Source organism: Enterococcus sp. AZ084 (genome assembly GCF_051714905.1).
Taxonomy (GTDB): domain Bacteria; phylum Bacillota; class Bacilli; order Lactobacillales; family Enterococcaceae; genus Enterococcus_B; species Enterococcus_B pernyi.
The window spans coordinates 2481185-2493187 of the sequence record NZ_JBIOSS010000001.1; the positions used below are offsets into that span (position 1 = coordinate 2481185).

Sequence of the window (12003 nt, forward strand, 5' to 3'; positions counted from 1 at the left end):
AAACATGAAAATATCAATTGTTATCCCTTGTTTTAATGAAGAAAAAACTGTCCCACTTTTTTTTGATGAAGTCGAAAAATTTCGTGGCGATTACGAGTTCGAGTATCTTTTTATCGATGATGGGTCCAGTGATGGTACATTAGCTGCCATCAAAAAATTAGCGAATGTACATGAATCCGTTCGTTTTGTCGCTTTTTCACGAAATTTTGGAAAAGAAGCCGCACTATATGCCGGCCTGCAAGCCTCTACAGGAGACCTTGTCACTGTCATGGACGTCGATTTACAAGATCCGCCTGAATTATTACCAGTGATGATCGATAAAGTCATCAACTCCGATATCGATTGTATCGGTACACGCCGTTCTACTCGTGAAGGTGAACCAGCTATCCGTAGTTTCTTTGCGAAGAAATTTTACCAATTGATCAATAAAATCAGTGATACTGAAATGGTTGACGGTGCAAGAGATTATCGCATGATGACTCGCCAAATGGTGGATGCGGTCTTAGAATTAGCGGAATACAATCGCTTTTCAAAAGGACTATTCAGTTGGGTAGGATTCAAAACAGAGTATCTCTCATTTGAAAATCGCGAACGCGTTGCCGGTGAAACGTCTTGGTCATTTTGGAAATTATTCAACTATTCAATTGATGGGATCGTCAATTTTTCTGACACGCCATTGAACATCGCCTCATTTGTTGGCGCATTATCATGTATCGGTTCAGGAATCGCCATCTTATTTATTATTTTACGTGCGTTATTATTTGGTGATCCAACATCCGGCTGGCCTTCACTCGTTTCAATCGTCCTATTCATCGGCGGAATCCAACTCCTTTGTCTTGGCATCATTGGGAAATATATCGGAAAAATCTTCCTAGAAACGAAAAAACGCCCAGTCTATATCGTTCGAGAAACAGAAAAACAAAAAGCCCACCAAATTGGTGAACAAACAGACAAATAATCAATGAATAAAGCTATCCTTTAAAATTAGAGGGTAGCTTTTTCTTTATGATAGCCAGTTAAAATAACTCTCATTATAAATAGTTGTTTTAACTGATTGCGTTTTATCTATCCATTCATTGCGTATACTTATAGATGATAATGTTTCTATCTGTTAATTATAGCTGATAGCATTTTTTATGTTTGATTTTTGACTAATCAGCAAGAATGGAGTTGTTACATGGATAATTTTTTAGTAATAGTTGCTTACTTTTTTCTCTTTCTTCTTTATATATTTTTATTCTCATCGGCTTTTTTTGTTTTGAAAATGGAAAAATATCGTAAACAAATCTTCGAGAATAAATACTTATTACCAGATATTGAATACACAAAAGAGTATTATTTGATTACGAAAAGAAGCAATCTATTTGTTTTTACTGGCTTAACTTCTTGTATCATAGCTGGTATATTTTTGCTAAATAACAATTATTACTTAGCTTTAGGCGGTGCCTTATTTGCTGTACTCTGCTTACACTTATCTCTAGACAAATGGCGATACTTTAAAAGAACAATCTCTCTAGGTTACCTGGTAACCTACAGAAAAAAACTATATTCTATCTATTTTTTTACAGAACCAGAAGAGCAACAAAAGATTCTTTCTAGGCAAAGAATCATGCTTGTACTCGCATATCTAGGAGCTTTTTCAGCTATTATAATTGTAAGTTGTATTATTTGTTCTAAAATTTTTGATTTGTAAGAATGTTTAAGTAAATTTCCCCTGTAAGGCACTATGCAGAAAGTTATTCAAGAAGGTTTACATATTTATGAAAGAGGAGAAACAGCATGCATAATTTCTTGGTTATGACCAGTTATTTTTTTTTATTACTTATGTTAATTACATTAGTATTCTTGAGCTACATAAACACTAAGATAGAAGTGTTCAAAAAGACAGTAATTAAACGTAATATTCTGAGTTTCAGTACAGCTGAAGCAAATGAATATATTCCGATTCTTAGAAAAAGTAATCGTTTTATACTTTTCTCATTAATTTCTTGTATTTTGTCAATTTTTTTTATAACCGAGAATAACATACCTTTCTCCATACTATTTATTATCCTAGGTATAATTTTTTGTCTTGTAGCTTTACAAAAATGGCGATATTTAAAAAAAACAATTTTAGCAGGATATTTAATCATTACTAAAAAAAAGAATCATTTTACTTATTTTTTCACTAATTTAGAAGAGAAACAAAAAGTCCTATCCTGGCAAAGCAAAATGATCTACTCGGTTTACTTGATATTTATTTTTGGTTCCTTGTCACTGTTTATTGGTTTAATGACTAAACTGTAAAAAAGATAGTACTGCAGCCTGTTTTATCTTGCTTGTCAATATCCAATAGATTGTCCGTATATCTATATTAGAATAGGACTAATCTAACAATTCAATCCGTAATACATCAGTTTTATCTACTACTATATCCTATTGAGTTGAAAAAAAGGGGGCAATACCATGTATCATTACTTAGATATACTTAACTTCGGTATTCTAGGTCTTATGTTAATCTCACTTGTATCTTTGATATTAATCAGTAATCGAATAGAATTATTTAAACAATACATATATTCAAAAAAAATTTTCTCTGCAGCTTCTGATGAAACAGAAATATATATTCGTATGTTAAAAAAAAGTAATCAATACATTTTTTTGACTTCAATTTCGTTTATCCTTTCAAATGTGCTAGTTTCAAAGAACATCTTGAATCTTTCTACCTTTTTTTTAATTTTAGGAATCTTCTTCTTGTTGTTGAGTTTAACTACATGTTTCTACTCTAAAGAGAGCATTAGCCAAGGATATCTGGTTATAGCTAAAAATAAATCATATTTGATATACTACTTTAAGAATCAAAAACAGCAAAACCTCATTTTATCTTGGCAAAATAAAATGATTTCTTCACTTTATCTCACTTTATTCTTTTATATGTTACTCTTGATCTCAACTTTACTGATGAAAACAATATAGTAATATTTCTTTTATTGATGGCTCTGGCGTTTTTTTACGATAGATATCATTTTTTTACTTATAGTTACTTTGTACTTTGACCTTAAAGCAGCACACTACAGCCTAAGAATCGAATCCGTGATACATAAGCACAAGCTTTATGTACTGCTGTTTAAATAATTTATCTTAGTCTTGAATGAGCAACATTATTGGATACTAGTTTTATCCAGACCTACATTTTAAAATTAAATTCTATTCCTATATCAGTGATTTGAAAAGAAGGGAGCATGAATATGCACAAATTACTCGGAATACTTAACTTTGGTATTTTAGGTCTTATGATAATATCACTTATATCTTTAGTTTTCTTTAATAATCGAATGGAAACATTCAAACAACAAATCTACTCAAAGAAAATCATTTCTCCTGCTCTTGATAAAGCAGAACTATATAATCGTATAGTGAGAAAAAGCAATATATATATTCTTTTTGGTTCAGTTTCATCTGGTATTTCGGCCTTCCTACTTTTGAAAAACATCTTAACTATCTCTACTCTTTTACTACTTTTAGGAATCGTCTTCTTATTTTTAAGTTTAAATAAATGGTACTACTTTAAAGAGAACATTAGCCACGGATATCTGATTATAGCTAAAAAAAAATCATATTGGATATACTACTTTAACGATCAAAAAGAGAAAGATATGATTTTATCTTGGCAAAATAAAATGATTTGTTCAGTTTATCTCACTTTTTTCTTTTATATGTTACTTTTGATCTCAACTTTACTGATGAAAATAATATAGTAATATTTCCTTTATTGATGGTTCTAGCGTTTTTTTACGATAGATATCATTTTTTTATAGCATATAAAACCAAACTTAGAATAAAAATTATGTTTGATTCTTACATAACAATTTTACTTATAGCTACTTCGTACTTTGACTTTTATTTATACATTCTTTCCCGAAAAACATTAACAAGAAAGGTTCTGTTCCTATGCATAATTTACTTGTAGTTTTTGCTTCCTTTTTTCTATTTTTAACCTACATCTCTTTTGTTTCTTTAGGTTTTTTTGTTTATAAGATGGAGAAATTCAAAAAAACAATATTCAAAAAAGATTTGCCTTCCCCTGAGTACAGAGCCTTAGAACACTATAAACGTATATTAAAATACACCAACTTTTGTATCTTTTTAGGATTAACAATAGGGATTGTAACAGTATATTTTTTATATAGCGGACAGCTACTGTATTCCTTTTTTTCCGTACTATCTCAATTAACCATATGTCTTCTTGGTCTAAAAAAATGGTACTACATAAAAGAAATGATACTTAATAACTACCTAATTCTTAATAAAAATAATAAATTCAAAACATATTCTCTTACTGACTTAAAAGAACAATCCAAAGTTTTAAGTTGGCAGATTAAAATGATTTATTTAGTCTACATAACAATTTGTTTTGCCATTATTGCATTGATTACTGGATATTTGACAAAGTTGATATGATTGAATAAAATACAAAAAATTAGAGAGAAAGATAGTTTAACGAATATCTTCCCCACTATGCTTATCCTTAGATCTACTAATTTAAATAACTCTCCTCATCCAATCGATTAAACTTCCAATCCATCCAATGAAAAATTGCTTATACTTATTCGTTTCCTAACCAATAAGTATAAACGATTGAGACTTATACCCATAAAAAACAGTTGCTTATGGAACTATTTTTTTCATAGGATACATAATAACTTGATGTTCTTTCACTTCCTCGCTGAATAAAAACAATTTATCTGCTTCGATCCTGTACTTATGATCTTTGATCACATTCGCATAGTTCACACTTGCTGGATCTGGTTCTAAATAGAAGTTATCTTGATTAACTGAATATATTCCAGCATACTCTATCTGCCCAGACAGATTGATTCGCTGTACTTCACCTGATTCATTGAAGATCAAGATACCTCCACCCTCCAGTTTCCAAGAATACTTGATCAAGAGATCTTGTAACTGGTCGTGGGAGATATCACTTTTTATTTTTAATTTCTGATAGGCTTCATCAACTTGTCCAGGATCAGGAAAGGCTTTTTTATATTCCTCGAATGTCAACTGGTCTGAATCAGTTATTTCCTGTAAAGAAGTACTTTCTATTGTTTCCTCCATGCTGTCTCTTGTTTGCGATTGTCCTGTACTTGATTCGTTACTACAACCAGTAATTAGTAATACAAACAACAAGATAGATACTATCCGTTTCTTCATTCTAGTTTATTCACTCTCCTATCTTTCAAAAAAAATAAAAAGGATTACCACATGATTTGTTGAACATACGCGAATAATTGGTATGTCCACCATTTCATAAAAGTATCAGACTTGACTATCGCTACTCACATATCTTTCTTCCCGTAAAATATAGATGCATTTGAAATCCAATTGAAGCCTTCATTAGTGACTGTTCCTTGACCGGTTAAATGGTCATTATCAAGAACAAATAAATCAATCAGTGGTTGCTCAGCTAAATTAGGTTTTTTTACACTAATTAAAGTTCCATCTCCGGAATACTGTTTTTCTATTGGAAATTTATATTCATCTAAATTATCTTTTTTTATTTCCTCTATGTTTCTGATTGTTACTTCTGAATCAAAGTCGATCGTATCCACGATCAAATAATTGGTCATGATGGAATCAGCGAAACCTTCAAACTTAAGAATAATTCCTGTTGCTTCATCGATCCATGCTTTAAAAGTTTGAGCGTTTACTTTTGACCCAAATTCCTCTGGATACTCTCCTTCAAGCAAAACAACATCCCTTCCCAGTAGCTTTTCTGTCTGAATGATTTCCCAATGATTATAGAGAGAAAAAAGTTGGGCACCATAAAGTTGTGAAAAGACAGCATCTGCTGACATAGATAGCGGTAAAACAGAATCTCGTTGATTCAAAACCGTTTCTCCTAAACCATTTTTTGTTAATCGGCTTTCAATTGATTTCCCCTTATTGGCTCGATCAATAGCAACAGTATATTGACTTACAAAGTAATCGTTTTCTTTAAAATTTACATCAACTAAATTTTTATTCTTAGACTTATCATAGATGATTGCTTTTTGCTCACCTGTTGTTTCATTTTCAAATACCTCAACGAATTCTTCATCCAAAATCCCTTTAGAAAAGTCCATTTTTGCTTGTACTTGATACTCCCTGTCAGATAAATTTCCATATTTTTCCCGAAAGGATATACTTACCTTATCGTAAAAATCGACTGAATTAACTACCTTATTTGCAATTTCCCTTTCTCGCTCGCTCAATGGATTGATTTCGTGTGCAGAGACGACATCACCTAATGTTACTATTCCAAACACCCCAACGAAAAATAGAATTTTTTTCATTTTGATTTTCTCCTTAATCTAGACTTATGATGCATTGCCTAGCATGTTTATATTTTTTATTTCAGAGGATAGCTTCATCAATAGAATAGAGTATCCAAATGTAATCTAACTTCTTATTGGGCATATTTATATAAATAAAAATATGTAATGTTAGTTATTTAAAATTTATCTGTTCTCCGTTCATTTTCGCTCATTTATTTTACTTTTATGTAAACACCCTACCTAGTACCAGTATAAAAAAATATTGGCTTTTGATACTGCTATAGAAATTTCTCGCTCATATTTCCTAAATCAAAAAAAGCCAATGGTTTTCGAAGTTTTTATCACTTTAACTTGCGAATCATGATACGGCACAGAAAAGGATTTTTAATGAAATGAAAAAGAGCTCACTTCTGTTTCTGTCATTTATTCGGCTTTAAGGTGAAAGACAAAAGTTAATTTTGCTTTTGTTTCAGATCAACCAATCATTCTAAGATTTCTCTTTACATCGTTTGACAAAGAACCCAACTTATTTATACAACTAACGTTAAAAAGACTATAAACAAAACTCTAGCTTTAAGAGTTTGTCTACAGTCTAAGACTCATTCTAGATCATATAAAGACAAATTAGTATGAACCAAATGAGTGTCACCAATCGTTGTTAGTTGGAAGAATTTCTCAATATTCTTTATTTTACGATTTCTAAACGATCAATACTCAGGGTATCAACCCCCATTTCGGACGAAATCATGATTTCCTGCTCTCCCTTTGGTAATTTCATGCGGACTTGTAGCGGTTGATAATATTCGGAAGGATACACATCCACCAACTGACTTGCTTGTTTCGTTTCGATCTTGACCCGGATCGGTTCATTCATGATAAGAGGATCGTTCGTTTTGACATAGACAATCACTAGAGATTCAGTTGCTTTCTCGATCTGCGGGGTAAAAATGATTTTGTCAGTAATTGACTCAAATCCTTGTACGACTTTCTTAGAGAGTGCCGCATCATCCTCGACAATCGCTAAATCACCTTCAAGCAACGCACGACTGGCGGTTAATCTCATCCGATTCGGCTCAGCTTTTGGCAACGATTGAACGCGCCATTCATCCAAGGGAGGTTCCAGCAGGATCTTATCTTCTTGATCCCAACCAAACTTTTGCAAGCGGATCGAACGTTCCCAACCGGAATGATCCCATCGAGCAGCGTGATAAATCAACCAGTCTTCAGAGCCATCTTTTGATTTAGCAAATCCATTATGCCCGGGTCCATAGACAGTGTTCGTCTGTTGGAAAATTGGCTCTGGTTTCTTTTGCCAATTGGCTTTTTCTAGCGGATCATCAGCTACATCTAGGGTCATAAGACCTAGCGCATAATCGTTGTCCCAGCTCCCACTCGCAGAATATACTAAATTGACTGTCTTATCTTTGATGATCACTTGAGGGGCTTCATTGATCAATGGCGTTTGACGCATTTCCCATTCATATTCTGGTTTTGAGATAAGCCGTTTTTCACCAACTACTTCCGTAGGAGAAACCATTTCCGCTAAATAAAGATTTTGAGCAATATTTTCATATCCTTCCCAACCAGACCAAAGAAAATAGCGTTTGTCACTTATCTCTAAGACGGTGCCATCAATCGCAAATTTATCATCCATCCCTTTGATCTCTTCCAATTGCCACTCCCCCATGTATGGGTCTGTTTGATGATTAACTAACGCAAACATTCGGTGAGTTTCTGAAGGGCGATTCGCTGCAAAATACATCACCCAACGGTCATCTAAGTAATGAAGCTCCGGTGCCCAGATGCTTTCAAATTCTTCTGGCATTTCCCAGATGATCTTTTTTTCACCGGTTGCCACGAGAGAGAGGTTTTCAGCACGCCATAGCGTTAAATTATTCCCAGTCGTTTTGGTATAATAAAAGTAAGACTCCGTTTGCAAGATCCAAGGATCCGCTCCATCATTATCGATAATAGAAGTAAAATCGGACACTTCTTCCCCCGTGTCAGTTCCAGCCCCACAACCTGTTATCACAAACGCAGCAAACAGGACACTTACACTACTGAGCCAAGCCACTGATCTTCCCATCAGGCATCGCCCCTTTCCACAACAATCGGATTATTCCACCTGCGTTGGGTGGAACTGATCATTGATTTCTTTAATAGCTGCTAAATCAACTTTCGGTTGTCGGTCATAAGTCAGTAGCCCATTGATTTCTTGCTCGACATCTGTCAATTGGGTATAGCAATAACCCCAAAGCCCAACAGAATCATAAACAGCCGTCATTATTCGTTGATAATCCTTCAAGAAATCTTGTTTATTCTCCACTGAGGTATAACCCCAACCTGGTTGCCCAGAAACATCAAAGCCAATACCGCCAAACTCGGTTAATAAAATAGGCTGATCCTGATAAGAAAATCCTCCAGCGAAAATCGGCCATGGTGTTGATACTCGATTCACCAATTTTTCTCTCGTGCTGAGACTGTCTTTAAAATACAGATACTTTTGCCGTTCGGATTCTTGGCCATGAGCATAATTATGGATCGCACAAATATCTGTCTCCGTCATCGCCCAACCATCATTTGAAATAACCAATCGTTGCTGGTCTAGTGAATGGATAAAGTGATACATTGCTTGAGAAAAATGCTGTTGTTGGCGATCAAAAGAGATTTTTGGTACACCCCAGCTCTCGTTGATCGGTACCCAAGTGACGATCGAAGGATGGCTATAGTCACGAGTAATGATCTCTGCCCACTCCTGCATCAAGCGCGTCACAGAAAGGTCGGTATAGATCGCCGGTGCTGCACACTCGCCCCAAACCAGAAATCCCAATTTATCTGCCCAGTATAAAAAGCGCGGGTCTTCTGTTTTTTGGTGTTTACGACAACCGTTAAATCCCATTTCTTTTGCCAATAAGATATCTTGTTTAAAAGCCTCATCCGTTGGGGCAGTCAATAAGCCATTAGGCCAATAGCCTTGATCGAGAACCAACTTCTGATAGTAAGGTTTGTTATTTAAGTAGATCATGCCATTTTCTGTCTGTATTTTACGCATACCAAAATAACTTTTTAATTGATCGATCGCATTTCCTGCTTCTGTAAGAGTAAATTCCACATCGAATAATTGCGGATTTTCGGGCGTCCAAGACCAGCCCTCATGATGAAAATTGGTCCGAAAAATTTGTTGTTGAAAAATATCGACTGCAAAACTTAACTTAGAAGTCACAAACTCTGCAGCCCCACTGATGACTAAAGCACCTTTAAAATAGATTTGATACTCTAACACTAATTGTGGCTTTAACTGGTTCAATTCAACATCGATCATCACGGCACCAGCATCAAAATCACTAGTAAATTTCACATGTTGCAAGTGGGTCGCAGCAACTACTTCTAGCCAGACCGGCTGCCAGATCCCCGTTGAGTTTGTGTACCAGATCCCTGCTGATTCTTCTTCCCAAAATTGTTTCCCACGTGGAATGCTTTCATCAAAATGCGGATCGAATGCTCGCACACTTAGTATCTGTTCTTCTCCCACCACAAGAGCATCCGTAATGTCGATATCAAAAGAGGTGTGCCCTCCGCAATGATTTTTCACATGATGTCCATTGACAAATACATCTGCCTCATAGTCCACTGCACCAAAATGCAAAAGGACACGGCTTTCTTCAGGAACCTGTACATTGAATGTCCGATAATACCAGACAATATCATGAACTTCTCGCTGATCAATGCCACTTAATGCACTTTGATAGACAAAAGGAACATTGATCTTGTAAGCATAATTTGCTTCATTTGTGTACCACTTTTCTTTCAAACCAAGATTTTGGTCATCAAAGGCAAATTGCCATTCACCATTTAGGCTTAACCAATTCCCTCTCTCAAATTGCGGTCTCGGGTATTCTTCTCTAATCATATTTCCTCCAAAAAAACAAATTATTTTATACCACTTTGCAACGACATCGACGCCATAAAGCTCTTTTGCGCCACCAAATACAATAAAAAGGTAGGGATCAACGCCAAGATTGCACCAGCAGTTCCAATTCCTGGATAGGTCATGTATTGTCCTTGCAGCAATTGCAGCCCCGGTGTGATCGGTAATTTATCAATATCGTTGATCACGATCGATGGCCACAAGAAGTCATTCCATGAGCCAGTAAAACTAAACAATGCAACCACAGTCAATACAGGTTTGATCAGCGGTAAAATGATATAATAAAAAATTTGAAACTCATTTGCCCCATCGATCACAGCCGATTCATCCAATTCTTTGGGAATTCCTAAAATGAACTGTCGAACGAGGAAAATGTTATAAACACCTGCTGCTCCAGGTACGATGACTGCTAGAAATGTATTTGTCCAACCTAGAGTATCAACGATTTTGAAGTTCGGGATCAAATTGACCACTCCGGGAAACATCATGGTTCCTAACAATAAAGCAAAAATAATATCTCTTCCCTTAAAGGTGAGTCGTGTATAGCCATAGGCCGCAAACGAGACGATCACCATAACTAATAGGGTATGTGAAGTTGAAATAATCATGGAATTCACAAACCAGCGGAACACAGGAGAAGAATCATTGCCCTGTAACAAGCTCAAAAAGTTAGCAAGTGTCCAATCTTGTGGAATCAAACTGAACCCAACCTTTTGAATCTCTGCCTCTGATTTAAATGAGGTGAAAATCGCCCATATCAAAGGAAAGATCCAAATGACGCACACGATTGCTAGTAAAATAAAGGCAATCCTTTTCCCTAGTTTGTTTTCTCGCATCTTCTTCCCTCCTATCTTTCCATTTTTTTGATGACCAGAAATTGCACAATCGAAACTGCCATGATCACAAAACCTAATAGAATGGCCATCGCTGAAGAAATGCCTGCAACCGAGGTGCTACTACCAAAGGCATTTTCTTGGATATACATCATCAACACCCGAGTGGAATTATTGGGTCCGCCTCCTGTCAACATTAGTGGCTGACCATAGATATTAAACTGAGCGATGGTCGTCATGACCGTTGTAAAGATGAGTTGATTGCGAATACTAGGTAAAGAAATACGGAAAAATTTAGTAACACTATTCGCACCATCTAATTCCGCTGCTTCTAACTGTTCTTTTGAGACACCATTTAATGCAGCCACATAAATAATCAGATTCCCACCTAATGTCCACCAAATCGTCACGATCAAAATAGCGATCCAAGCCCATGGTTGAGTGCCCACAAAATTGATATCGATGCCGAATACTTCTTTGATTGGTCCGAATGATTTACTCAAAAGAAATCCCCAAATGATCATGACCGCAGAGATTGCAAATAATGTAGGCAAATAAAGAATCGATTGAAAAAAACGCATCAATTTTGGTTTAGTAGACAACGCAACTGCTAACAATAAAGGGATCGCGATACATAGTGGGACTGAGATTGCCGCAAAAAACAGCGTATTTTTCATTCCATTAAAAAATTGCGTATGATATAACGAGTCTTGATCAAATAAAATCGTTTTAAAATTATCAAATCCGATAAAAATCGGCGTACTGAACAAATCCCATTCAGTAAAAGAAACATAAATCCCAATAACTGCAGGAACTAAAAAGAATAAAAGAAAAAGGAGCATATGCGGACCAATAAAAACGACTGGCCAGGCATTTAATCTTTTTTTCATCAATACACATCCTTCTCTGTATTTCTAGTCAACCCTTCAACAAGAAACGACTGTGACAG

9 protein-coding genes are annotated in these 12003 nt (G+C 35.2%); 3 read left to right on the plus strand and 6 right to left on the minus strand.

What is annotated here, in order from left to right; genetic code table 11:
• Positions 1–4 precede the first annotated feature (4 nt).
• The 3 genes from IGI79_RS11215 (at position 5) to IGI79_RS11225 (ending at position 3737) form a co-directional block, all read left to right on the plus strand.
• Positions 5–958: a glycosyltransferase family 2 protein gene (locus IGI79_RS11215; RefSeq protein ID WP_034686848.1), complete on the plus strand. Its 954-nt coding sequence runs from the start codon at positions 5–7 to the stop codon at positions 956–958.
• 219 nt (positions 959–1177) lie between these two features.
• Positions 1178–1693, plus strand: a complete 516-nt coding sequence (locus IGI79_RS11220) for a hypothetical protein (RefSeq protein WP_438845992.1) — start codon at positions 1178–1180, stop codon at positions 1691–1693.
• A gap of 1534 nt (positions 1694–3227) precedes the next feature.
• Entirely contained in the window at positions 3228–3737 is a 510-nt protein-coding gene (locus IGI79_RS11225; RefSeq protein ID WP_019723835.1) for a hypothetical protein, read from the plus strand.
• Between the two features lie 910 nt (positions 3738–4647).
• Here IGI79_RS11225 and IGI79_RS11230 read toward each other — a convergent pair.
• The 6 genes from IGI79_RS11230 to IGI79_RS11255 form a co-directional block, all read right to left on the minus strand.
• On the minus strand, positions 4648–5190 hold the full coding sequence (locus IGI79_RS11230) for a hypothetical protein (protein ID WP_438845993.1): 543 nt from the start codon (positions 5188–5190) through the stop codon (positions 4648–4650).
• 125 nt (positions 5191–5315) lie between these two features.
• Entirely contained in the window at positions 5316–6311 is a 996-nt protein-coding gene (locus tag IGI79_RS11235; protein WP_104775833.1) for a hypothetical protein, read from the minus strand.
• Between the two features lie 667 nt (positions 6312–6978).
• The gene (locus IGI79_RS11240) at positions 6979–8379 is read right to left on the minus strand and encodes a glycoside hydrolase family 43 protein (protein ID WP_438845994.1); all 1401 of its coding nucleotides are present in this window, start codon (positions 8377–8379) and stop codon (positions 6979–6981) included.
• A gap of 30 nt (positions 8380–8409) precedes the next feature.
• Positions 8410–10203, minus strand: a complete 1794-nt coding sequence (locus tag IGI79_RS11245) for a glycoside hydrolase family 2 protein (protein WP_335883034.1) — start codon at positions 10201–10203, stop codon at positions 8410–8412.
• 20 nt (positions 10204–10223) lie between these two features.
• The gene (locus IGI79_RS11250; protein ID WP_065097049.1) at positions 10224–11057 is read right to left on the minus strand and encodes a carbohydrate ABC transporter permease; all 834 of its coding nucleotides are present in this window, start codon (positions 11055–11057) and stop codon (positions 10224–10226) included.
• A gap of 11 nt (positions 11058–11068) precedes the next feature.
• A complete protein-coding gene (locus IGI79_RS11255; RefSeq protein WP_065097048.1) occupies positions 11069–11944 on the minus strand; it encodes a carbohydrate ABC transporter permease in 876 nt (291 codons plus the stop codon).
• Positions 11945–12003: the final 59 nt, after the last annotated feature.

Excerpts from the sequence above, each read along its gene's own strand:
- IGI79_RS11215 (WP_034686848.1), top strand. The coding sequence starts at position 5 with ATGAAAATATCAATTGTTATCCCTTGTTTTAATGAAGAAAAAACTGTC.
- IGI79_RS11220 (WP_438845992.1), top strand. The coding sequence starts at position 1,178 with ATGGATAATTTTTTAGTAATAGTTGCTTACTTTTTTCTCTTTCTTCTT.
- IGI79_RS11225 (WP_019723835.1), top strand. The coding sequence starts at position 3,228 with ATGCACAAATTACTCGGAATACTTAACTTTGGTATTTTAGGTCTTATG.
- IGI79_RS11230 (WP_438845993.1), bottom strand. The coding sequence starts at position 5,190 with ATGAAGAAACGGATAGTATCTATCTTGTTGTTTGTATTACTAATTACT.
- IGI79_RS11235 (WP_104775833.1), bottom strand. The coding sequence starts at position 6,311 with ATGAAAAAAATTCTATTTTTCGTTGGGGTGTTTGGAATAGTAACATTA.
- IGI79_RS11240 (WP_438845994.1), bottom strand. The coding sequence starts at position 8,379 with ATGGGAAGATCAGTGGCTTGGCTCAGTAGTGTAAGTGTCCTGTTTGCT.
- IGI79_RS11245 (WP_335883034.1), bottom strand. The coding sequence starts at position 10,203 with ATGATTAGAGAAGAATACCCGAGACCGCAATTTGAGAGAGGGAATTGG.
- IGI79_RS11250 (WP_065097049.1), bottom strand. The coding sequence starts at position 11,057 with ATGCGAGAAAACAAACTAGGGAAAAGGATTGCCTTTATTTTACTAGCA.
- IGI79_RS11255 (WP_065097048.1), bottom strand. The coding sequence starts at position 11,944 with ATGAAAAAAAGATTAAATGCCTGGCCAGTCGTTTTTATTGGTCCGCAT.